Origin of the sequence: Pinibacter aurantiacus (assembly GCF_019130065.1) — a bacterium.
Taxonomy (GTDB): Bacteria; Bacteroidota; Bacteroidia; order Chitinophagales; family Chitinophagaceae; genus Pinibacter; species Pinibacter aurantiacus.
Genome location: NZ_JAHSPG010000003.1, coordinates 523,696 through 548,475, shown reverse-complemented (window position 1 = coordinate 548,475; position 24,780 = coordinate 523,696). Strand labels below are relative to the sequence as shown.

The 24,780-nt window shown below is 41.2% G+C and carries 19 protein-coding genes; 13 read left to right on the top strand and 6 right to left on the bottom strand.

Translation table 11 applies throughout. The features are described 5' to 3' along the window. The first annotated feature begins 4 nt into the window (after window positions 1–4). From KTO63_RS08040 to KTO63_RS08030, 3 genes are all read left to right on the top strand, one after another. Window positions 5–544: an SRPBCC family protein gene (locus KTO63_RS08040; RefSeq protein WP_217790710.1), complete on the top strand. Its 540-nt coding sequence runs from the start codon at window positions 5–7 to the stop codon at window positions 542–544. A 118-nt stretch (window positions 545–662) separates the two neighbouring features. Continuing rightward, the gene (locus KTO63_RS08035; protein ID WP_217790709.1) at window positions 663–1,835 is read left to right on the top strand and encodes an ABC transporter ATP-binding protein; all 1,173 of its coding nucleotides are present in this window, start codon (window positions 663–665) and stop codon (window positions 1,833–1,835) included. Between the two features lie 12 nt (window positions 1,836–1,847). Next, window positions 1,848–3,245 (top strand): hypothetical protein, encoded by a 1,398-nt coding sequence (locus KTO63_RS08030; RefSeq protein WP_217790708.1) that lies wholly within the window; start codon window positions 1,848–1,850, stop codon window positions 3,243–3,245. Window positions 3,246–3,395: 150 nt separating this feature from the next. On the opposite strand, the gene KTO63_RS08025 is transcribed toward KTO63_RS08030, so the two are convergent. From KTO63_RS08025 to KTO63_RS08015, 3 genes are all read right to left on the bottom strand, one after another. Beyond that, a complete protein-coding gene (locus KTO63_RS08025) occupies window positions 3,396–4,190 on the bottom strand; it encodes an MBL fold metallo-hydrolase (protein WP_217790707.1) in 795 nt (264 codons plus the stop codon). A gap of 447 nt (window positions 4,191–4,637) precedes the next feature. Then, a complete protein-coding gene (locus KTO63_RS08020) occupies window positions 4,638–4,985 on the bottom strand; it encodes a TfoX/Sxy family protein (protein WP_217790706.1) in 348 nt (115 codons plus the stop codon). Between the two features lie 178 nt (window positions 4,986–5,163). Next, window positions 5,164–5,511, bottom strand: coding sequence for a DUF1801 domain-containing protein (locus KTO63_RS08015; protein ID WP_217790705.1), 348 nt, complete (start codon window positions 5,509–5,511; stop codon window positions 5,164–5,166). Window positions 5,512–5,907: 396 nt separating this feature from the next. Here KTO63_RS08015 and KTO63_RS08010 point away from each other — a divergent pair, with 396 nt between their 5' ends. The 4 genes from KTO63_RS08010 to sucD all read left to right on the top strand — a co-directional run bounded on the left by KTO63_RS08010 (window position 5,908) and on the right by sucD (window position 11,242). Next, a complete protein-coding gene (locus KTO63_RS08010) occupies window positions 5,908–8,256 on the top strand; it encodes an NADP-dependent malic enzyme (RefSeq protein ID WP_217790704.1) in 2,349 nt (782 codons plus the stop codon). A gap of 268 nt (window positions 8,257–8,524) precedes the next feature. Beyond that, window positions 8,525–9,262, top strand: a complete 738-nt coding sequence (locus KTO63_RS08005) for an MlaE family ABC transporter permease (protein ID WP_217790703.1) — start codon at window positions 8,525–8,527, stop codon at window positions 9,260–9,262. A gap of 86 nt (window positions 9,263–9,348) precedes the next feature. After that, window positions 9,349–10,182: an ABC transporter ATP-binding protein gene (locus KTO63_RS08000; RefSeq protein ID WP_217790702.1), complete on the top strand. Its 834-nt coding sequence runs from the start codon at window positions 9,349–9,351 to the stop codon at window positions 10,180–10,182. 187 nt (window positions 10,183–10,369) lie between these two features. Continuing rightward, window positions 10,370–11,242 (top strand): succinate--CoA ligase subunit alpha, encoded by an 873-nt coding sequence (gene sucD / locus KTO63_RS07995; protein WP_217790701.1) that lies wholly within the window; start codon window positions 10,370–10,372, stop codon window positions 11,240–11,242. A 507-nt stretch (window positions 11,243–11,749) separates the two neighbouring features. Here the strand turns inward: sucD and KTO63_RS07990 are convergent. After that, entirely contained in the window at window positions 11,750–12,010 is a 261-nt protein-coding gene (locus KTO63_RS07990; RefSeq protein ID WP_217790700.1) for a hypothetical protein, read from the bottom strand. A gap of 172 nt (window positions 12,011–12,182) precedes the next feature. Here KTO63_RS07990 and KTO63_RS07985 point away from each other — a divergent pair, with 172 nt between their 5' ends. The 3 genes from KTO63_RS07985 to KTO63_RS07975 all read left to right on the top strand — a co-directional run bounded on the left by KTO63_RS07985 (window position 12,183) and on the right by KTO63_RS07975 (window position 20,119). Further along, a complete protein-coding gene (locus KTO63_RS07985; RefSeq protein WP_217790699.1) occupies window positions 12,183–18,296 on the top strand; it encodes an alpha-2-macroglobulin family protein in 6,114 nt (2,037 codons plus the stop codon). Between the two features lie 186 nt (window positions 18,297–18,482). After that, window positions 18,483–19,538, top strand: a complete 1,056-nt coding sequence (locus KTO63_RS07980) for an NAD(P)/FAD-dependent oxidoreductase (protein ID WP_217790698.1) — start codon at window positions 18,483–18,485, stop codon at window positions 19,536–19,538. 203 nt (window positions 19,539–19,741) lie between these two features. Further along, window positions 19,742–20,119 (top strand): hypothetical protein, encoded by a 378-nt coding sequence (locus tag KTO63_RS07975; protein ID WP_217790697.1) that lies wholly within the window; start codon window positions 19,742–19,744, stop codon window positions 20,117–20,119. 203 nt (window positions 20,120–20,322) lie between these two features. On the opposite strand, the gene KTO63_RS07970 is transcribed toward KTO63_RS07975, so the two are convergent. Then, a complete protein-coding gene (locus KTO63_RS07970; protein WP_217790696.1) occupies window positions 20,323–21,132 on the bottom strand; it encodes a zinc-dependent peptidase in 810 nt (269 codons plus the stop codon). A gap of 639 nt (window positions 21,133–21,771) precedes the next feature. Between KTO63_RS07970 and KTO63_RS07965 the strand changes: the two genes are divergently transcribed. The 3 genes from KTO63_RS07965 (at window position 21,772) to KTO63_RS07955 (ending at window position 23,977) form a co-directional block, all read left to right on the top strand. After that, window positions 21,772–22,251 carry a lipocalin family protein gene (locus KTO63_RS07965; RefSeq protein ID WP_217790695.1) on the top strand — a complete coding sequence of 160 codons (480 nt, stop codon included), beginning with the start codon at window positions 21,772–21,774 and terminating at the stop codon, window positions 22,249–22,251. Window positions 22,252–22,671: 420 nt separating this feature from the next. Then, window positions 22,672–23,148, top strand: coding sequence for a hypothetical protein (locus KTO63_RS07960; protein WP_217790694.1), 477 nt, complete (start codon window positions 22,672–22,674; stop codon window positions 23,146–23,148). 361 nt (window positions 23,149–23,509) lie between these two features. Further along, on the top strand, window positions 23,510–23,977 hold the full coding sequence (locus KTO63_RS07955) for a lipocalin-like domain-containing protein (protein ID WP_217790693.1): 468 nt from the start codon (window positions 23,510–23,512) through the stop codon (window positions 23,975–23,977). A 75-nt stretch (window positions 23,978–24,052) separates the two neighbouring features. Here KTO63_RS07955 and trmD read toward each other — a convergent pair whose 3' ends face one another. Then, window positions 24,053–24,724: a tRNA (guanosine(37)-N1)-methyltransferase TrmD gene (gene trmD / locus KTO63_RS07950; protein WP_217790692.1), complete on the bottom strand. Its 672-nt coding sequence runs from the start codon at window positions 24,722–24,724 to the stop codon at window positions 24,053–24,055. Between the last annotated feature and the right edge of the window lie 56 nt (window positions 24,725–24,780).

The following is a 24,780-nucleotide window of genomic DNA, read 5'->3' as shown; positions in this document are numbered from 1 at the left end:
CCAAATGAAAAAAGTATTAAAGTACATCCTGCTGTTTGTCGTTGCAGTTATTGCAATCGTGTTAATCGCCGGAGTTTTTATTTCCCGCGATTTTCATTTTGAAACAAGCATAGTTATAAACGCTCCTAAGGAAAAGGTTTGGCAAAACGTTGGAACCCTTGCCGGAATGGATAAGTGGAACCCCTGGAATGAACGTGATCCGAATATGCAGAAAAGCATCCAGGGCCAGGATGGAACTGTTGGCGCCGTTTCGACATGGAAAGGAAACAAACAAGTGGGAAGTGGTAGCCAGACGATCAAAAAAATAGATGCACCAAATAGCATTGAAACAGACCTTCATTTTATAGAGCCATTCGACAGCCGTGCGGTTGCCTACGTAAATCTCACCGACGAGCAAGGCGGTACAAAAGTGGTATGGGGATTCGATAGCCGTTTCCCTTATCCGTTCAATGTACTGTCAAAGTTCATGAATATGAAAGAAGACCTCGGCAAAGACTTTAACGGGGGCTTGGCGAAATTGAAAAAAATAAGCGAAAACGAATAGAAAGTTGCTAGTTGTTGGTTCCTGCCCGACTGAAGTCGTTCGGGCGGCGATAGTTGTTAGAATATCTCCAACTGTCAACCATCACTCTCAACTCTCCATTATCAACTCTCAACTTTATATGCAACACACTCTCTATGAAAACCAACTGCAGGAAGTGCATGGGCACTACAATGCAGGAGACTTTGACCTGGCACACAGGCGCTTGCTTGATTGTGTAATTGAAACGGCAGATATGCCGTTATTTGAAAAAGCGCTCACTTACTGCGAATGGCTGGATGCTAACGGTGAATCTTCCGGAAAAGAAACCATCCGGTCAAAAGCTTTTGAACTGCTCGAAACGCTACAGCATGCTTCCATCATTGACGGATGGAAGGAAAGCAATCAACTACTCACCGCGACAGACATTTCAAAAAAATATTCCAAAGGAAATTTTGCACTCAACAACATCGATGTTTCTCTGAGCAAAGGAGAGATCATAGGATTGGTAGGTGAAAATGGAAATGGTAAAACAACGCTGATGCGCTTGCTCAACGGTGAGCTGAAAGCCGAACAAGGCAAACTCGATTATCATTTTGCAAAAAATGATTCGTTGTATGAACTGCGTTCAAAGTTGCTGTACGTGCCTCAACGCATACCACGCTGGTGGGGAAGTTTGATGGAGAATTTGCAGTTCACACTGGCGCAGCACGGCGTTAAAGACAAAAACAATTTGTTGTGGGCCGAAATAATGGTGGCAAGACTGGGCCTGCGTCCTTACAAAAATTTAAGCTGGACAAGACTATCATCCGGTTACAGAACAAGATTTGAGCTCGCCAAAACCTTACTCCGCAATCCGCAAATATTGTTGTTGGATGAACCATTGGCAAACCTTGACATCAATGCACAGCAAACCATTTTGCAGGATCTGAAATTTTTGTCTGGATCTATTTCCCGTCCATTCGGAATGATGATCAGTTCGCAGCACATTTACGAGGTTGAAAAAGTTTCCGATAGTATTATTTTTCTAAAAAATGGTCATGCTCAATATCAGCAACAATTGTCGGCAGTAAGCGAAGATGCACCAAAACAACTTGTGTTGGAAATGGAAGCCAGTGCAGATAGAAATGTTATTGCTGCTGCGTTTGCAGAACTTCCGGTGGAAAAGATCCAATATAATGGAAATGTTTTCATCATTTATTTCCAGGCTGGCACATCAATGCAGCAAGTGTTAAGTGCGCTTGCAAATAATAGTGTGGAGGTAACCTATCTCCGGGACATTTCAAATTCATCACGCCGCTTCTTTGCGAACTAATTAACCCCAACCATGAAAAAATTCAATAACTGGATGCTCACCAATCATCCGCTCATATGGAACACAAGATTTCATATCATGTTGCCTTTGGTGATTTTGTTAAATATCATATTTTTCTTCTGGGGTTATTGCCAGGATATAACATTAAAGAATATTAGTTACTTCCATTATTATCAGTTCGGTTTTATAAACGGTGTTGCAATTCTGGTGGGCATTATGACGATGTTGTTATGGCTTATTTTTTATCTAAGACACAATGCCTTTAAGGCGCTATTGCCTCTTTCGATGTTTCATTTGCAGAAAGAGTTTGCAATTGTCCTGATCATCTTCCTGGGACTGATTTTCCCTATTATGATTGCTCACAAGGGCATGAACTATAAAATAAACAGGATAAGTAAAAGTGTAAACACTCCCAAAGAAAAACGTATCATATTCCTCGCACAACATTTTCTGCCGTTTGAGCTTGGCAGGTTCAACGCAAAAAAAGTTTATCAGCCTGGTAACGACAATGATACGGGCAGATTTGAACAAGGTATGATCCCTGGAGTGAGTTATTTAAATTATCGGGGTAGTGAGTATTACAACGAAGGTTATATAATAGATAAGGATAGTTTATTAGATATTAAAGCAATAAGTTGGTTAAAAGATCACAGAAAGGATTCAATCATTACTTATATTGACAAGTATCTTCAGTTGTGTAAAAAATATGGAGGAGAATATAAATTCAACTCCACGGCCCATGTGAGCTCCATTTTTTCAACAACAGATTTGCTGGTAAAGGAAGAAATACCGACGGATAAGTATGACAAAGACGAGAAGGTTAACAATCGCTACATACAAACTCCATACGTTTCCCTGAATGCCATTGAGGAAATAACTGATGCAAGAAAAGGTTTGAAGCTTGAGCAATATTTTGCATGCGCCATAGTTGCGCTCGGGTTTTGCTTTGTATTATTTTCTTTTAGAATTACGCCAATTAAAACCTGGATATCAGCTATTGTTATGGCAGTAATACTCACGGTTGGCACGGTAACACTGTATATAGTTTCGAACAATGAAAGAATTTTGATATTATCACCAGTTGTTCTGGCTGTAGCCAGCTTGTGCATAAGTGCAGGTTCAATTTTTCAAAAAAAGAGGAAATATTTAGCTGGTGTTACTTATTTACTGACCTGGATCGTTTTGCCGTTTTTTGTTTTAGCTGTTTATGGTTTTTTGTATGAGTACACACAGTACGGTTATTACGAAGACGTAACGTATATTAAAAACGGTTTTACCCATCAAATGCATGACTGGTTAAAAGATAATGACAAAAATTTTCTTATCGCCAATTTCATTTTCGCCTTACTTATGGCACTCTTCGTAATGATACCACTGATTAAAAAATGGAGAGCGAATCCGGAGGAGTAGCAGTTTAGTTGAGAGTTGAGAGTTGAGAGTTGAGAGTTGAGAGTTGAGAGTTGAGAAAAATGTAATCGTTGAAGATACCGCATTTTAGTTTTAAATGCGAAATGCTCAACTGTAAAGAACTCTCAACTCTCCATTCTCAACTCTCAACTCCTAAATGTCAATTTCCACCGGCTTGCCCGGCTCCAGCTTGATCACTTTCTCCGCAATATGTGATTTTGCAAAATGGTTCATGGCTTCCTGCGATTTTTCCTGGAAATGGTCCCAGCCTTCCCAGTGTGTGGGAATGAGGTGATCCACGTGCATCATCTCTGCCACTTCAATGGCTTCGTCTGCAGTAAAGGTGTAGTACACATCTCCTGTGCTTGCAGGAATACCAGCTTTGCCAACATTAAGAATGGCAGTGTTTACTAAAAAGCGTTCGGCCACGTCCCTTACACCTTCAAACAATACAGTATCGCCGGAAATATACAGCACACCATTTTCCTGCTCCTTCCATTCAATAATAAAACCGATCACGTGGCCCATTTTTGCACTTACTTCTTTTGTAGAAGCGTGCTGGCAAGGCGTAGCAGTGATGGTAAGTTCTTCCACGTTGTCTGCTTCTACTTCAAGCGATTCCCATTCTTCCAGTGAGTGAACATTGTTAAGTTGCAATTGCTCTACTGCCTCTTTGGTGGAAATTACGCCCGGGACAGTTTCTATGAAAGCTCTGCCTGCATCATCAAGATTGTCTTTATGTTGGTGATGGCTTAACAACACAAGATCAATTGCGCCAAGGTCGGCTGTTGACATTGCAGGGGAACCTGTTTTGTGCAAGTAGGTCTTGCCATCTGCACGCAAATATTTTTTGCCCGCCTCATCAAAAGCAGGATCAGTAAGTATTTTAAAGCCATTGATATCTATAAGCAAACACGCCGTGTCGATTTGTGTAATGGTAACTTTCATGAGCTTTATGTTTTAGGAATTAGAAAATAGGAATTAGGAATTAGAATCTGTGCAATCCATTGCTAAAGCTGCGACCTTTCTAGTTCCTAATTTTTAACTCCTAATTCCTTCTTTAAAAATGTCATTTCACTCCAAAACTATAACATTTCAATACACTGCTTGTTTTATTTGCCCTTGCAAATAACAACCTTTGTTTTGTTGATGAAGAGCAACATGGTTTCATAGTAGTTTCTTTGGTTACAGTTGGGGTGTATTGTAATCAAATATGAACGGCAGATTAGTGATGATCGCAACGTTATGTCCCGGCGAAGAGAAGGAATGGTGGTAAGGCCGGGATATAACTTGATCAGGAATTAGGAGTTAGGAATTAGGAATTAGTTTCTGTGCCAGATGTTTAACAATCGGCTACCCAATTCTTAATTCTTAATTGTTAATTCCTAATTGTCTTTATTTCTTCTTCTTTTCTTTCGATGATTTCGCAAATTTGTTAAACGCCAGGCAGAGACTGATCCAGTGATCAAATTGTTTTTTTGTTTTCATCGCTTCCTCGCTTACGTACACATAGCCTTTTGCAACGCGGTCGCCCATTACCATTTCGCGCACACCGTTGTGTTCAAGCGCCGCGTCCACTTCGTCGGGGCCAATACGGCAAAGCATTTCTTCTTTATTTACACCAATGCACATTTTATCATCTATCATAAAACAGATGCCGCCGAACATTTTTTTCTCCTCCAGTGTCTTCTGATCAACCAGTGCGTCGCGAACGCGGTTAAGTAGTTTTTCGTTGTAAGTCATAAGGCGACATTTAAATATTAAATCTACAGGCTGTAGTTTTTAGTCATTTCTATTACCACTAAGTCACTAAGGACACTAAGTTTCACTAAGATTACCCGATTATCAAGAATGCCTTAGTGAAGCTTAGTGTCCTTAGTGTCTTAGTGGTAAATATTCGGGAGGTGCACTCTGGTGACTGTCACTTATACAAACGGATTGCGGCTCTCAAAATAAGATCGATCTTTTTCACAGGAATATCTTTCTCCGCATCTACCAGCAATATTTTCATTCTCGCTCTTTTTTCCGTTAGCAAATCCGGATGATCAAGTTTGTTTCCTTCCACTATTCCTATGTATGGTTGGTTGTATTTTTTGTGTACCCACAAATAACAAAACATTTTTCCATGAATGCAATACATCGGCATTCCGTATTTCCAGGCCTCCGTTATATCGCTGTCCATTGCAAGAATATGCTGCCTCAAAAACTGCAGACAGCTTTTGAAAGGTTCCTCTTTTTGAAGAAAATAATTATCGATGGGACGAAGCATAGATCAAATTGTTAGCTAATATCCGGGAATTTTTAAAAGGAAAAAAGTAGAAAGATAGATGTATGATAAATTGATAAATGTATTGATTGTTAACGTTTTGAATCAAAAAAACGGTCATGGCGTTTTATATTCAAAAGTTTTGAGTCACTTTTGATTAGCCGTCACGATTTTCTGCAATAAACAAGTTGAAATTTTTATTTGTTATTAGAATCTGCAATCGCGGCCAACACGTTAAAATTCAATGTCCGACGGCTCGTAATGGCCATTTTCGTATTTTGCGGCCCCATTGCTGAATTATATATAAATCAGCTGAAGTGAGCAACACCCAACCAAACGGATTCATCCGGGCGGGCAACAATGTTGAAGGGGTGGTTACTCGTCACCTAAATTTTACATATGCAAAAAAAGCTAGGACGCGAACAGGCGTTAGAATATCATGCCATGGGACGACCAGGCAAGATAGAAGTAATACCAACAAAAGAAGCTAAGACACAAAGAGACCTTTCACTTGCCTACTCTCCAGGGGTGGCAGAACCTTGCCTCGAAATCAAAAAAAATGTAGAAAACGTTTATAAATACACCGCCAAAGGAAACCTGGTGGCTGTGATCAGTAATGGTACGGCCGTTCTTGGTTTGGGCGACATTGGTCCCGAAGCAGGGAAGCCCGTGATGGAGGGAAAAGGTGTATTGTTCAAAATATTTGCAGACATCGACGTATTTGACATCGAGATCAACGAAAAAGATCCTGAAAAATTTGTGCAGATCGTAAAGGCGCTTGAGCCCACTTTTGGGGGGATCAATCTTGAAGACATCAAAGCGCCGGAATGCTTTTACATTGAACAGGAACTGCGCAAACAACTTGCTATTCCTGTAATGCACGATGACCAGCACGGAACGGCCATCATCAGTGCTGCGGCTTTGCTGAATGCACTTGAGCTGCAGAAAAAGAAAATAGAAAAAGCAAGATTTGTGGTGAGTGGTGCCGGTGCTGCCGCCTTGTCCTGCCTTAAATTATACCTGGCGCTTGGAGCAAAACTTGAAAACGTAATGATCTTCGACGTCAACGGTTTTGTACATGCGGAAAGAACAGATCTTGGCGACACTGCCAGAGAACTGGCATCTCCTAAAAAACTTGACATTAATTTGGCAGGAGCCATGAAAGACGCAGATGTGTTCATCGGGCTTAGCGCCGGAAACATCGTTACCGCAGAGATGGTAAAGAGCATGGCAAAAAATCCGATCGTATTTGCCATGGCAAACCCCACTCCGGAAATCGACTACGAAATCGCCATCGCGGCCCGTAAGGATATCATCATGGCAACCGGACGAAGCGATTATCCTAACCAGGTAAATAACGTGCTTGGTTTTCCGTACATCTTCCGTGGAGCGCTTGACGTAAGAGCTTCTTCTATAAATGAAGAAATGAAACTCGCTGCCGTTCACGCCCTGGCGGAAATGGCGAGGAAGCCGGTTCCCGACATCGTGAATCTTGCGTACAACGAAAAGAACATCATGTTCGGCCCGACTTATATTATTCCAAAACCACTTGATCCGCGCTTGCTCGAAACGGTTGCTCCGGCTGTGGCCAAAGCTGCAATAGAAAGCGGTGTGGCAAAATCTCCTATTCAGGATTGGGACGCTTATACCGTTGAGCTGAACAAAAGACTAGGTTTGGATAACCAGTTGATGCGTGTATTGGGCAGCAAGGCCCGCAGCCAACCTAAGCGTTTGGTATTTACTGAAGCAGACAACCTGAAAATATTGAAAGCGGCACAATTGGTCTTTGAAGAAGGTGTCGCATATCCTATACTGTTAGGTGATGAAAAAAAGATCCATCAGCTGGCAGAAGACAACCAGATTGACCTGGAAGGATTCCCGATCATTGATCCGAAAGACAAAGAATACAGCGAGAAGCGCACACAGTACGGAGAGATCTTCTTCAAAAAACGCCAGCGCAAAGGGGTTTCTAAATATGAATCCATCAAAATGATGCGCGACCGCAACTACTTTGGTAGTATGATGGTGGAAACAGGTGAAGCCGATGCAATGCTTTCCGGTTTGACAAGAAACTACGCAGATGCGATCAGGCCTGCATTACAGGTAATAGGTAAAGAAGATAGCGCAGAGAAAATCGCAGGTATGTACTTGTTGCTGACAAAGAAAGGTCCTTTGTTCATGGCAGATACAACAGTAAACTTCAACCCGACTGCTGAAGAGTTGGCCGATATTACTTTAATGGTGGCGAAAGAAGTCAGGAACTTTAACCTCACGCCGAAAATTGCCATGCTCAGCTACAGCAACTTCGGCAGCAGCGCATCACCGGAAGCGCAGCTAATGGCAAAAGCAAGGGCCATTGTAAAAGAAAGGAATCCTTCGCTTATAGTAGATGGTGAGGTGCAGGCAAACATCGCTTTCAATCAAGACATCTTGAAGGATAACTATCCGTTCAGCGAATTGGTGGGGCAGGATGTGAACACATTGATCTTCCCTAACCTTGCCGCTGGCAATATCGCTTATAATATTCTGAAAGAAGTGGGTGGTGCAGACGCCATCGGGCCAATATTGTTGGGTCTGAAAAAGCCGGTACACATTCTGCAACTGGGAAGCTCCGTGAGAAGCATCTTCAACATGGCGCTCGTTGCCGTGATCAGCGCCCAGCAGAAGTGTAAAAACATTTCCACAGAGGAAGAAGTGAAGAAATCTCCCTGGTGGAAGAAGTTTAATAAAGTAGCCAGAGAGATCTAATGTGCCTCTCACGAATCTTTACTACTGAGGCACTAAGGACACTAAGCCTCACTAAGGGTTGCCTGAATTCGGGTTTTCTTAGTGAAACTTAGTGTCCTTAGTGCCTTAGTGGTAATAAAAAAACTTGCTCTTTCTTTGGTGTATAAATATTATCAGCGTGCATTTTTTGAAAGTATTTCGTACACCGTACTTCGTACATCGTACACTTTTCCCGATTTACGTTTACATTTGAGCTTTATTAGGGAATAAGATTTTCAATTTGTTATAAATGAAGTTATTTACCGAAACAGGCAGGTATTTGTTGATGCTCAAAGGAATGGTTTCCAAACCGGAAAACGGGAAGATGTACTGGAAGGAGTTTATGCATCAATGTTCAGATATTGGCATAGGATCTTTGGGAATCGTAGTGATCATTTCCTTTTTTATGGGTGCCGTTTCTGCGGTTCAGACAGCTTATCAGCTGGTAAGTCCCATCATCCCCAAAAGCACCATCGCACAGATCGTTCGTGATACGGTAATTCTTGAATTTGCCCCAACACTGGTTTGTATTGTACTGGCTGGTGTGGTGGGTAGTAAAATTGCCAGTGAGCTTGGCAACATGCGTGTGAGCGAGCAGATCGATGCCCTGGAAATAATGGGCATTAACAGCAAGGCCTATCTCGTGATGCCAAAAATTCTTGCGGCATTACTGGTAATACCAATGCTGGTAGTGGTTTCTGCGGGCCTCGGAATACTTGGTGGCCGCATTGCCGGAACGGCGTCCGGCATTTTGAGCGCTACGGATTATACCAAAGGGCTGCTCCAAAACTTTACGCCCTACAACGTTTTCTTTGCCATGGCAAAATCATACACATTTGCTTTTTTCATTTCCAGTATACCCGCTTATTACGGATACAATGTAAGTGGCGGTGCCCTTGAAATTGGTAGAGCCAGCACAAAGAGCGTGGTTGTAAGCTGTGTGCTTATTTTGATGGCGGATTATGTGTTGTCTGCGTTGTTGTTGTGACAAAAAGTAAAAATTAAAAATTCAAAAGTAAAAATGGTTGCTCCGTTTTTAACTTTTGCCTTTTAACTTTTGAATTATTCTTCTTTATGATTGAAGTAAAAAACTTAAAAAAAGGTTTTGGCGATAAACTGGTTATCAAAGGTGTGGATGCCACGATGCAAGCGGGCAAGTGCAACCTTATAATCGGTTCGAGTGGTAGTGGTAAAACGGTATTTATGAAATGCCTGGTTGGCCTTTTTGAACCGGATGAAGGAGAAATTCTTTACAGCGGACAAGACCTGGTTACCATGACCGATGAACAAAGAAAAGAAACCCGCAAACAAATAGGAATGCTTTTCCAGGGCTCTGCGTTGTTCGACAGTTTGACAGTGGAGCAAAACGTAATGTTTCCGCTCGACATGTTTACCAAAGATTCTTACCAGGATAAATTGAAAAGAGTGAACGAAGTATTGGACAGGGTAAACCTGAAAGACGCCAATAAAAAGTTTCCGGCAGAGATAAGCGGTGGTATGAAAAAAAGGGTGGGGATTGCCCGTGCCATTGTGCTCAATCCCAAATACCTCTTTTGCGATGAGCCCAACTCTGGCCTCGATCCGCAAACCTCGCTGGTAATTGACCAACTGATTAAAGAGCTTACCACGGAATATAATATTACCACAGTGATCAATACGCATGACATGAATAGTGTGATGGAAATTGGTGACAATATCATTTACATGTACCAGGGTGAAAAAGAGTGGGAGGGAAATAACAAAGAAATAATCTTCAATAAAAACGAGAAACTCAACTCCTTCATTTTTGCCTCCGAGTTCCTTAAAGACGCCAAAGACATGCGTATGCTGGAGGTAAAAGGCAAGATTGACAACGACCGCAACATGGACGAGCTGCTGAACAGCGACGAGGACGTGCTGAACCCATAAGCAATTAATAATTAATAATTAAGAATTAATAGAGGTGCATACTTGACGAAAGTTATACTGCAAATCTGTTTAGAAATTAGAGGGCGGTATTCAATAAAGAATGCCGCCCTCTTAATTATTAATTATTAATTATTAATTCAAATTCCCGCCTCTTTGCCTTACTTTTGCCCAACTTAAAAAAAAGCGTATGAGCGTTTTAGTCAACAAAAGTTCTAAAATTTTGGTTCAGGGCTTTACAGGAACAGAAGGAACGTTCCATGCCACCCAAATGATCGAATACGGTACCAATGTAGTAGGTGGCGTTACGCCAAACAAAGGCGGTACCTCTCACCTTGACCGTCCGGTTTTCAACACAGTAGCAGACGCCGTAAAAGCAACAGGCGCCAATGTTTCCATCATATTTGTACCGCCGGCATTCGCAGCAGACGCCATCATGGAAGCTGCAGAAGCAGGTATTGAACTGGTAGTTTGTATCACAGAAGGTATTCCGGTTCAGGACATGGTAAAAGCTAAAAACTACTTGCAAGGCAAAAAAACAAGATTGATCGGGCCAAACTGTCCTGGTGTAATCACTGCCGGTGAGTGTAAAGTAGGTATCATGCCGGGTTTCGTATTCAAAACAGGTAAAATCGGTATCGTATCTAAATCAGGTACCTTAACATATGAAGCAGCAGACCAGGTTGCAAAAGCTGGTTTGGGTATTTCTACTGCGATCGGTATTGGCGGTGATCCAATCATTGGTACACCAACTAAAGAAGCGGTAGAATTGTTGATGAACGATCCTGAAACAGAAGGTATCGTTATGATCGGTGAAATTGGCGGTAGCATGGAAGCTGATGCAGCAAAATGGATCAAAGAAAACGGTACTAAACCAGTTGTAGGTTTCATCGCTGGTCAAACAGCGCCTCCGGGTCGCCGTATGGGCCACGCCGGTGCGATCATTGGCGGTGCTGATGATACTGCAGCTGCTAAAATGAAGATCATGGCTGACTGCGGTATCCACGTAGTACAAAGCCCCGCTGACATTGGTAAAAAAATGGCAGAAGTGATTAAAAAGTAACAAGCAGACTTTTTCATAAAAAAAGAGAGCGCAAATTTTATTTGCGCTCTCTTTTTTTATTAGTGGAGAATTGAAAGTTGAGAGTTGAGAATGCTTTCTGTGAAACCCGTTAGATCATCTAATGACAAACCGATTTTGGATGTGGTTCTAAGCCCCAGCGGGTCGAAACGTTCGTAGCAAAAAATGCATTGGTGACCTTTCAATACCAGCTCCGTAGGAGCGATATGTTAATTTACGTGTCGCTCCTACGGAGCTGGTATTAGAATTACACCTTGTCGGATTTTTCTACCAACGTTTTGCTCCTACGGAGCAGGACTTTGCGGATTTTAAATTCCCAATTTTTGTTGCCTTTAAAAATTGCAAAGCAGAAACCTTGCATTTTTTTTCTCTGACGCACCTGAAACCTCAGTTATTCAGTTATTCAATCATTCTGTTATTGCAAAAAAGCCCGAACCAACTGTCCGGGCTTTTACGATTACGATCCGTAATCATAGGGAAAGTATTTTATTAATGTCTGTGATGACCACCATTTCTGTGGTGATGACGATGATGTTTCTTCATCCCTTTATGAAACTTGCGATCATTTTTCTCGAAAGATTTGTTATTCATTTTTTCCTCCCTGTTAAAACTTCCTGGCTTGTTCATTGCACTGGAATTATGCGCAGGATAATTAACGGCATATTTTTTAGAATAATCATTTTGAGCTTGTGTAGTGGCCACTGTAAGAAGCAATCCTGCTGCTATCAGTATGGTAAATTTTGTTTTCATAATTGATCATTTACATATAAGAAGGCTGTTGAGAAATTATGTTTAAAATGAAATCGTTACGACATTGTTAAAGCAACAGAATTGCTTCAATACTTGTCAAGGCTATGTGTAATCCTATTATTAATTGCATCTTCATTACAAGATTGATAACTTGAATAAATTTTTTAAGCGCATGACTAATAAAATCCTTCTATGGCTGGCATTGTTGCTATTTGTTTTTTTATCTCCGATGATCATGAAAGCGCAAACGCCAAAAACCAACTATGATGTGTTATGGAAAAAAGTGGATTCGCTTTACTCGAAGAAAGGCCTTACAAGGTCTGCCCTCGATGAGGTGAACAAAATATATGCGCTGGCGAAAAAAGAAAATGCTCAGCCGCAAATTATAAAAGCGCTGATATACAAATCTGGGCTGGAACAAAACCTTAACGAAGATGCCGACATCAAGAACATGCAGTTTTGGGAAAAAGAAATTGCACAGGCAAATGTACCCGCAACAAAAGCACTATTAAACAGCATAGCTGCAGACAAATACAATCGCTACTTTCAAAACAACCGCTGGAAATTTTATAATAGAACCACAACCGTGGATTTTAAGAAAGACGATCCTTCCACGTGGAGCTTAGAAGACTTACAACAAAAAACTTCCGACTTGTATCTCGCTTCCATAAAAGACGAAAAGTTATTGCAGCAAACAAAACTCGATGTCTACGACCCTATATTGGTCAAGGGAAATGTACGTTACCTGCGCCCAACACTATATGATTTGCTCGCAAATCGTGCACTTGAATTTTTCAAAACAGATGAACGTTATGTTACAAAACCTGCGTATAATTTCGAAATAACGCAAGCTTCAGCATTCGATCCTGCTGCAGACTTTATTCATCGCAAGTTTGAAACAAAAGATACAGCTTCCCTTCACTACAAAGCATTGATGATCTATCAGAAATTAATTGCTTTTCACATTGATGATCAAAAGCCGGATGCTCTGATAGATGCGGATTTGCAAAGAATTCAATTTGTAAAGCAATACTCAGTCGCAGAAAAAGCAGACGAATATTATTACAATTCAATCAATCATGTAGCCCATCAGTACGAGAGTTATCCTGCTGCGGCGCAGGCCTGGTATTTGGTGGCGCAGTGGCATGCTGATAAAGCTTCTGGCTATACACCAACCGGTGATACAGCAAACAGATACGAGTACATAAAGGCAAAAGAGATCTGCGAAAAAATAGCACAACAAAAAGAGGAAAGCGAAGGCAAGGCCAATTGTACAAATCTGCTGCAGCAAATACAACAACGTCAATTTAATCTTACGACAGAAAAAGTAAACATACCGGGTCAGCCATTCAGGACATTGGTTACCTATAAGAATATTACGAATCTGAATTTTCGGGTAGTACAGCTGAGCGAGAATTTAAGGGAGCAATTAAAGCAAAGATATGACGACAGCTACTGGAGACAGGTTGCCAACTTGAAAGCGCTGAAATCGTGGTCGCAAAATTTGCCAGATACAAAAGATTATCAATCCCACAGTGCAGAGATAAAATTAGACGCATTGCCGGTGGGCGAATATCTAGTGCTTGCAAGTGCTGATGACAAATTTTCATTAGAGAAAAATCCTTTGGCTGTTCAGTATTTCTATGTGTCCAATATTAGTTATGTAAACAACGATAACGAGTATTTCGTACTTCATCGTGAAACAGGTAAGGTGCTTGCAAATGCACAGGTGCAAGTTTGGGAAAATTACTATGACTACAATTCACGAGGTTACGTAAACAAGAAAGGCGAATTATTGAATACTGACAGCAAAGGTTACTTTAAACTAAAAGGCGATACCTCAAAGCAATATAAAAGCCTGCGTTTTGAAATAAATTATAAGGAAGACCATCTGTTTCTCGATCAGGCTACTTACTCTTTTAGCCGTAATGAAAACGAAAAAGAGGAAGGTCAGGCAGTCTATGAAAGAGTGCAAAGCAAAGTGTTCTTATTTACCGACAGATCAATATATCGCCCCGGGCAAACTGTTAACTTCAAGGGAATAGCAATCACTAGAGATTTTGAAACCAGGAAGCCAAAGATTCTATCGGGGATTGAATCAGCCCTTTTGCTATATAACGCAAATGGCGAACAGATCGATTCATTGGAGTTCACTACTAATGAATACGGTTCGTACTCTGGAAAGTTTGTGCTGCCATCAAGTGGATTGAACGGGATTTTTAGATTGGAAAGCGACGATATTGCTGGAAGTGTTTCGTTTTCTGTGGAAGAATACAAGCGTCCAAAGTTTTCTGTGGAGTATGATAAGCTCACAAACGCCTATCGCGTAAATGACAGCGTTACAGTAAAAGGAAATGCGAAAGCGTATGCAGGCAATAACATTGATGGCGCAAAGGTTAAATATCGTGTTATGCGTGTTGCAAGATTTATTTATCCCTGGTTGTATTCCTATAAGGGTGGTTTTCCGATAAACAACAGATCAATGGAAATTACGAGCGGCGAAGCAACTACAAACGCAGATGGTAGTTTCACGATTCGTTTCAAAGCCATTCCAGACGAACATGTAAGTAAATCATTAGAACCGGTATTTGATTACAAAGTAATAGCCGACGTAACCGATATAAACGGTGAAACGAGAAGCGGCGAAATGACCGTGACCGCCGGATATAAAGCGTTGCAACTACAAATCGACCTTGCACAAAATGCATCGTTGTCAATTGATAGCTTAAAAAAGATATCAGTAGAAGCAAAGAATTTTAACAACCAAAAGACAAGTGCGCAAGTGCAATTGAAGCTCTACAAATTGCAACAGCCAGACAGATTGATTCGCGAAAGATATTGGACACAGCCGGATCAGTTTGTGATGAACTATGATGAGTACATTAAGTTGTTCCCTAAAGATGAATACAATAACGAAAGCAAAAAAGAAACATGGAACAAAGGAACAGCCATTGCACAGGTAAATGACACTGCAAATCATGCCATATCAATTGACCAAAGTGCATTGAGCGCTGGTTGGTATATGATAGAAGCAATAGCAAAAGATAAATACGGCGACTCTATAAAAGATGTAAAATATGTTTTGCTGAATGACAACAAAAGGAAACAGTTGCCTGTAAAAATGTACCTCACAGGAATGACCGATAAACACGTTGTGGAACCCGGAGAAAAAGCAACAATCACAATAGGAACCGCGGCAGATGATGTTACACTGATTCAACAAACAGGTAAGAATGTTGCGGGAGAGCAAGGCCCAAGTCAATACAGCATCATTACACTAAATAACGAAAAACGGGATGTAAGTGTAGCGCCAACTGAAGAAGACAGGGGCGGCATTGCAATGAATTATTTTATGGTGAAGGATAATCGCTTTTATGTGAGCAACAATGGCGTGTCTGTTCCCTGGAAAAATAAGGAGCTGAATATTGCCTATGAAACATATCGCGACAAAATGCAACCGGGCAGTGAAGAGAAGTGGAGCGTTAAAATAACTGGCAATAAGAAAGAGAAAATAGCCGCAGAAATGTTGGCAAGCATGTACGACGCTTCGCTGGATCAGTTTAGGGATCATGCCTGGGAAATGCCAGTTGTTTGGCCATATAGTAATTTATATGCCAACTGGAATGGCAGGAATAATTTTGTCTCGGTTCTATCAGGCGAAAAATACTCGTACGATAACAACAATGTTTTCTTTGAAAAAAATTATGATGTGTTAATTACGTCGAATGATATACGTGTCAGATCAATGCTGGCAGCCCCAGGTACAATGTTACAAGGACGGGTTGCCGGAGTTGATGCAAAAGCTAATGATGAAGTTGTTGTTGTGGGATACGGCACAGCGAAAAAGAAAGATGTAGCCGGAGCTTTGCCTTATATCGCAATAAGAGGGGATGCCAGCGCTGACTCTGTGACGCCAAATAGAGAAGAAGAAACGGCCGCGACACCAATCCGGAAAAATTTCAACGAAACCGCCTTCTTCCTCCCTGATTTAAAAACAGATGCAGAAGGAAATATCAGCTTTAGTTTCACCATGCCGGAGGCATTGACAAAGTGGAAGTTCCAGGCATTGGCACACACAAAAGATCTTTCATTTGGCTACTCAACTGTAGATGTGGTAACACAGAAAGAACTGATGATCCAGCCAAATGCACCACGCTTTTTACGCGAAGGAGATAAAATAGAACTGAGTGCGAAAGTGGTGAACATGAGCGACAAAGAATTAACGGGAACGGTACAGCTTGAATTGCTGAATGCATCCACCATGCAAGGCGTAGATGGTTGGTTCCAGAACATTCAGCCGCTGCAATACTTTACAGTTAGTGCAGGGCAAAGTTCTCCAATGAAGTTTAGTGTAAGCATTCCTTATGGTTACAACAATGCTGTGGTATATCGTTTTAAAGCCATCTCCGGAAATATAAGTGATGGAGAAGAAATGGCATTGCCGGTTGTTGCAAACAGCATGTTGGTTACGGAAAGCATGCCGTTGAATTTGCGTAATACCAATTCCAAATCATTCACATTTGAAAAGTTATTGCAATCAGGTAAAAGCGAAACACTGCAACAACACGCTTTGACAGTTGAATACACTTCAAATCCTGCCTGGTATGCAGTGCAGTCATTACCTTACTTAACTGATTTTCCTTACGAATGTGCGGAGCAAACATTCAACCGTTACTATGCAAATGCATTGGCAGGAATGATTGCGAACAAAGCGCCTAAGTTGAAAGCAATTGTAGAAAAATGGAACGCAACGGATTCTTCCGCTTTGCTGAGCAATCTTCAAAAAAATGAAGAACTGAAATCTGTATTACTTGAGGAAACACCCTGGGTATTGGAAGCAAAGAATGAAGCACAGCAGAAGAAAAATATCGCATTGTTGTTTGACATGGTGCGTATGAATGCAGGCTTGCAAACAACCTACGACAAGCTAAAACAATTGCAAAGTGAAAACGGTGGATTCGTTTGGTTCAAAGGCGGCCCGGATGACAGGTACATTACGCAGTACATTGCCAGCAGCATTGGTCATTTGAAAAAATTGGGAGCACTTCAACAAACAAAACAGGATTGGAACGAAATTTCAAAAAATGCCGTTGCCTATCTCGACAAGAGAATAACTGATGATTATAATGAGCTGGTAAAAAAGAAAGTGGATTTAAAGAAAAACAACCTGAGCTATATCGCCATACAGTATTTGTACATGCGCAGTTTCTACAATGATATCGCCATTCCCGGTTCTGCCATGAATGCGATTAGCTACTATAGAAAACAAGCGCAACAATATTGGTTGCAACAAGGCATTTACGCAAAGGGAATGATTGCTCTTGCACTGAACAGAACAGGTGATAAAGCCAACGCCGCCGCAATCATTAAATCGCTGCAACAAAATGCCATTGTTAACGAAGAACAGGGCATGTATTGGAAAGACGTCAGATCTGGTTATTTCTGGTACGAAGCGCCAATTGAAACGCAATCGTTAATGATCGAAGCATTCGCTGAAATTAAGAACGATACCAAAACAGTGAATGATCTTAAAACATGGTTGCTGAAAAACAAACAAACCAATAACTGGAAAACAACAAAAGCTACTGCTGATGCGTGTTACGCATTGCTGTTGCAAGGCAGCGATTGGTTGAGTGAAACGCCAAATGTTTCAATCAAATTGGGTGATAAGACTATCAGCAGCACAGATAGTAAGACAGAAGCTGGAACGGGATATTTTAAAACAACTATTGACGGAGCATTTGTAAAACCGGAGATGGGAAATATCACAGTGAATGTTACCGGTAATTCAAACACTACAACGTCGTGGGGAAGCGTGTACTGGCAGTATTTTGAAAGACTGGAAAACATTACGCCGTCAGCCACACCGCTGAAGTTGACCAAGAAATTGTTTGTTGAAAAGAATACAGATCGCGGCCCAGTGCTACAACCGGTAAATGAAAATGAGGTATTGAAAGTGGGCGATAAAATAAAAGTACGCATTGAACTTCGTGCAGATCGCGACATGGAATATGTGCACATGAAAGACATGCGTGCAAGCTGTATGGAACCTGTGAATGTGATCAGCACATACAAATGGCAAGACGGTTTGGGCTATTATGAGAGCACTAAAGACGCGAGCACCAATTTCTTTTTCAACTACATAAGAAAAGGAACTTATGTTTTTGAATATCCATTGTTTGTAACACACGAAGGAAACTTCAGCAACGGCGTTACAACCATTCAATGCATGTACGCGCCTGAGTTCGCAAGCCACAGCGAGGGCATACGTGTGAACGTGGAATAATATTTCACGCAAAGGGATTTATCAAGGGAGCCGACACAGCAAGAGTGTCGGCTCCTTTTTATTTTATCATTGTCAACTGGTCTTTGCGTCCTTGGTTTTCTTCTTTGCGCCTTTGCGTGAAACCTTTAATGCGCAACTGATCAAAATCAACTTCATCAGAGTGACATCTCTCATTATCTTCGCAGCATGCAAACAGATTATATTATTGTTGGACAAGGCATTTGCGGGACGTTTTTAAGTTGGGAAATGCAGAAGGCGAATTTGTCATTCGTAGTGGTTGACGACGACCAACCTTTTAGTGCAACAAAAGTGGCTTCTGGCGTAATCAATCCCGTTACCGGACGACGCATTGTAAAAACCTGGATGATCGAGGACTTGATGCCGTTTGCATGGAACGCGTACACTTCTATTGGCAAAGAGCTAAACATAAATTGCATTGACCAAAAAAACATCATCGACTTTTTCCCAACCCCACAAATGAAGCTCGCATTTGAAGGAAGATTTGAAAAAGATCAGCAGTTTCTTTCACTGCCAAAAGATGAGAACGATTGGCGCGATAAAATAAACTACGACTTTGGGTATGGCATCATTGATCCCTGCTACTGGATAGACCTGCAGGCACTTTTACATGCCCAGCGAAATAACCTTGTCAACAGGAATCAGCTCATTGCAGAACACTTTGATATAAGCCAGTTGCAGGTTGAAGAAAACAAAATAATTTACAAAGACATTACGGCTTCAAAGATTATCTTTTGCGACGGAGCAAATGGCTTCAGCAATCCTTACTTTAAAAATCTGCCTTACGGTGCAAATAAAGGAGAAGCTTTGCTGGTAGAAATAAAGGATCTGCCCTCCGCAAATATTTTGAAGAAAGGCTACAGCCTTGTTCCATGGAAAGAAAATATCTTTTGGCTCGGCTCCACTTATTTGTGGGAATTTGAAAACGCAGATCCTTCTCCGGGCTTTTACCAGTTTGCCAAAAACTGGCTTACGCAAACAGTAAAGCTACCGTTCGAAGTTCTTGATCACATGGCCGCTATACGCCCTGCAACATTAGAGCGCAGGCCATTTGTAGGATTCCATCCGCAATACCAAAACATAGGTATTCTAAATGGCATGGGCACAAAGGGTTGCTCCCTGTCTCCATTCTTTGCAAAACAATTAGTAGAAAATATTATCGAAGACAAACCAATCATGCCTGAGGGTTCGGTAGGAAGATTCGCCAAAGTGCTGGCGAGGTAGAATGATGAGCGAGGGGTGAGCGTCCTCAAAACAATTCAGGCATAGCCTATGGTTTTGAAGGCTTCGATAAGCTCAGCCTGACAGCGTAATCGTGATGTCACGCTGAGCTTGTCGAAGCCTTGCTCATTTAGCGGCGTGGATAGCCTCTTCGAATTACCCTTTCCCGCTATCTTTGCCGCTTAACACTTAAGCAACCCTCGGCAATGAGTAACCAACCCATGTATTCCATTCCTGAAAGATTCAGGAAAATAGAAAACCTTCACATTGTATTTTGGCTGATTAAAGATATGAGCTGGGCGATGCTTTGGAAGCCCCTCGGCATCTTCATGATATTTCCTACCGTTTCTGTAGCCTTGTTAATTACATGGCAAACAAGACATCTTAAAGCAGAACTTTATCACAATCTTGCAGTTGATTTCTGGATATTCGCCAACTGCTATTGGATGGCCACAGAGTTTTTGAACAGGGATGACCTACGCTATTACACGATCATTCCGTTTGGCATTGGACTAGTGTTCATTGCCATTTATTATCTGTTCATTTTACCTAAAGAAAAAAAGGCCGCGGAGCTCGAAGCGTAGTAGGAACACTGATCTTCATGATTGCCATGATTATTAAGATTTTATTTTTCGAAAAAAAGAACAACGAAAGTGATTGCAGCCGAAGCGAAACTGTGGCTGTATATATATTAGATAAACAGTCTTAAATAAAAATCTTAACCAATCATGACAATCATGAAAATCTGCCTGCCCGACTAATGTCATGCAGGCGGGCGTTCTTGTATTTACGCTAAATACTTGTTGTAGTATTTTCCCGTAATCACACTATTGGGGTCTTGGTTCAAAACCCGTACCATGGCATTATAGAGATCAGGAAGTTCGTTCAGCATGCGCATTGGACTCTCGAAGAAAGTCTCTACACTTACTGCCCAAAATTCATGATAGTTGGTAGCTGCGTAGTCTCCCAATAAAGTCTTTCTTCCTTTTTGCATTTCCTGGAAAACAGGTCTTGCTACTTTGGAGAAATTCTTGAATTCTTTTTTAAAAATTTTGTCTTCTTCTGTGCGGGTAATAAAATTTACATAAGCCAATGCGTGGGCCATTTCATGCAGGCCAACATTGCTATTGTCTTGTGCATTGTGCAAGCCATGCAGAAAATCATCCCATGACAAATAAATGCCTGTGCTATCCACATGACCCATAAATGGCAATGAATAGTAGCCGTAATGATAATCATGCTGCAGCACATAGATATCATGGAAATAGTTGAGTGAAAATTTCTGCAAGCCAAGTGTGAGTTGCGTTGCCACTGCGCTGATGAGAATAGGCATATCCTCACGTTTTTCTATGCCAACGTAATGAAATTTTTTTGACCGCCTGAACAGGTAAGTTCTGAAAAGCATCTTGTGCTGTTCTTCTGAGCTGAGCCTGTTGAAATAAGGAATGTTTTGCGAAATAATTGTCCGGTAGTAAGCTTCGTGTTGTGCAAAGCCTTTTTTTCGATGGTAAAATATAAACTTCTCAAAGCGGGATTGTACAGCGCCAAAGAAGAGTATGATTAATAACACCGTACCTAAAATGTACAAGATTTCCATAAGGGTTCTGTTTTCTTTTGCGAATGGTGAATGGAAGCAAACGGTTCAACACACGAGTGGATTAAAAGCTTGAACGGTTTTTTCGCTAGGAGATGTGTAATAGAAAATTAAAAACGGGAATGGAAATTGGATTTGATGTTACCAAAATAAAAACTTTTTTTCATTTATAAAAGTGTCCCGCCCGGTTCTCGCAGTAAGAAATTTAAAAATAGTAAAAGTACTATGCGTTGATAATTAAGAATTAAGAATTAGGAATTAAGAATTCTTTGTGTGCAACACCGTGATAAGGTTTCTAAAACCTCATTCTTTTTAGTCCGGTATTACTGCTTCGTTTCTATATCGAAGTAGCACAGGAAGCATTCTTAATTCCTAATTCTTAATTATTTCCAAAATACAACTCACCCCTTCCCACGCAACTTCATGCAGCGTTTTTCGCAGTTAACACCTTTCCACATTCTCTGACAAACAAATACTTACTTTTTTTACACTCGATTTGAGTCTTGTAAGACCAAGATGATAGATCGAAATTGTTCCGTTACACCTCTTGAATGCATTTCCAGAAATCATGCTAATCCGTTTATGTATTCCGGCGATTTGATTTTCTTAAAATAAACAACATACAAACCTAAAACCTTTATTATGACACGATTCACAAAAAAAGCTGCGATGTTCATTCTATCTGTAGCAGTAATGGCAGGATGTAAAAAGGATGACAACAAAAACAGCAGCAAATCCAAAACTGAATTGCTGACGAGTGGCAGTTGGAAGCAAACCAGCATTTATTTTACTCCCGCCGTAGATTGGGATCTGGATGGTCACACAGAGAATGAAGTGATAAATCTTTATCCACCATGTAGCAAAGATGATTTGCTGACTTTTAAAACAAACGGTACGGCTGTAAGCGACGAAGGTGCTTCCAAATGTGATCCCTCAGATCCCCAGGTAATAGAAACAACTAACTGGAAGTTTTCTGACAATGAAACAAAGATTATGATTGGAGACCCAGGGGCCGAAGAAACAGCTCAATTACTTGAACTCAGTTCTACTGTACTAAAGGTGAAAATCACTATGGTAGAAGCGGGTGTTACTTATACAGAGACGCTTACGTTTGGACATTAGGAGTTGAGAGTTGAGAGTTGAGAGTTGAGAAATCTAAGCCCAATAAGATACAATTTGTTTCGAAAGTTCTAAAGCGCCTGCAGGCTATGCCTCGCAGGCACTTTTTTGTATAAGGCCCAATAACTCTCAACTCTCCATTCTCAACTCTCAACTATTTCCGCAGCTATGTAATTCAAATTACATTTTGTACCTTCTACGGAGTATTTTTCCTAATAAGCCTTTCCTGCCTGTATAAAAAAAGACTTCTTTTTTATACCCGATGTACGCTTTTGTGCGACTATGTGAGTAACAACCAACCTGCATTTCTTCTTCTTTCACGATTTTTTGAATTCGTATCCAGCCATCTATGCAAGACCGCTATCGTATTCTTGACTATTCGTATTTATTCTAAAATAACAATAAGAACCTAAAACCTGTATTATGACAAACTTCACAAAGAAAGCAGCGCTGGTCATTCTGTCCGCAGCGGTAATTGTAGGATGCAAGAAAGATGACAATAATAACGGCAGCAGTAAAACACAATTGATTACATCCGGCAATTGGAAAGTAGCCAGCGACTATTATGACCCTGCGGTGGATTGGGATGGAGATGGCCACACAGAAAATGAGGTGTTCAATTTATATAGTGCGTGCGATAAGGACGATATTCTTATTTTCAAAACAGATGGCAGTCTTACGCTTGAAGAAGGTGCTTCCAAATGCGATCCATCAGATCCGCAGGTGATCGAATCCACAGCATGGAAGTTTTCAAACAATGAATCTATACTACTTGTGGGGCCTTCAGGTTCTGAGCAATCTATACAGCTGCTTGAACTTAGTTCAACCACCTTGAAAATAAAAGTGATTTTTACAGTTCAGGGAGTCAGCTACACAGAGACAACGACTTATGGCCACTAGAGTTGCGGGTTGTTAGTTGTAGGCCTCCCGGCAAAGGCTGCATGTGACGTCTAACAACTAACAACCATCAACAAACAACTTTTAAGTAAAACTTATTTTTTTGTTTGCCTTCGTTATAATTTTCTGCGACTACTGCTACAAACGACTTGTCTTGTTTTTTCTTGTCGCCGGCAAAGTATCTCCACCTTTCCATGCAAAACCGTTACTGCGTTCAGATTCATTTATAAGCTTCCCGAAATAACCACACAATTAACAGCCTTTTTCCTCTGGTAACACATCTCCAACTTTCATGCAAAACCGTGGTGTTCTGGTTTATTTACAATTTTTTCCGAAACAACAATACACACCTAAAACCTCTATTATGAGACAGTTTACAAGAAAGGCTGCGATAATGGTTTTAACCGTAGCTGTAATTGCAGGATGTCACAAAGATGACAACAACAATGGCGGATCAACTAAAACGCAATTGCTAACCTCCGGCAGTTGGAAACTTACAAGCGAATATTTTGATGTTGCCCTGGACGTTAATGGCGATGGCCGTGCAGAGAATGAAGTGATAAATGTTCTTCCCTCATGTTTCACAGATAACCTTATAAGTTTTAAGGGGGACGGCACGGTTACCCGTGATGAAGGCGCATCAAAATGTGATCCGTCAGATCCTCAGTTGATAGAAACAACCAACTGGAAATTTTCGGACAATGAAACTAAAATAATGATTGGAGACCCGGGATATGAGGATGTGGGCCAGTTGGTCGAGTTGAGCGCAACGGTCTTGAAAATTAAACTCGGAGACCCCGGCAGCGGCATCACCTTAACATTTGCACACTAAAACAGTTGAGAATTGAGAGTTGAGAGTGAAATTATGGAGATATATAGCTCTCCACTCTCAATTCTCCACTCTCCATTACTCCAAGTCTGGTCTGCGCTCCGTAGTTCGCGCCACCGCTTGTTCATAGCGCCATTGTTCAATCTTCTTTGGGTCGCCGCTTAGTAATATCGGTGGCACTTCCCAACCACGAAAATTGGCAGGCCGTGTATATACAGGCGGTGCTAACAAATTATCCTGGAAGGAATCAGTAAGGGCAGAAGTTTCATCGTTCAATACACCGGGTATGATACGTCCGATGGCATCCACCACTACCGCCGCCGCAAGCTCTCCACCGCTGAGAACATAATCACCGATGGAAATTTCAAGCGTAACAAAATGCTGGCGAATGCGCTCATCAATGCCTTTATAGTGTCCGCAGATGATTAAAAGATTTTCGTAAAGAGATAAACGGTTGGCAGTCTGTTGATCAAAACGCTTGCCGTCCGGCGTCATGTAAATGATCTCGTCATACTTTCTTTCATTTTGCAAATGCTCGATGGCGTTTGCCAGCGGCTCGCACATCATTACCATTCCGGCGCCACCACCATATTGATAATCATCCACCTGTCCGTATTCATTCACGGCCCACTGTCTTAGCTGATGCACATGCACTTCCAGCATACCCTTTGTTTGTGCACGTTTCATAATAGAATGAGAAAAAGGGCTTTCCAATAATTCCGGCAATACAGAAATGATGTCGATTCGCATGCTGCAAAGATAGCGGCGCAGCCGCTATTAATTTGAAAATTTGATGATTTGAAAAT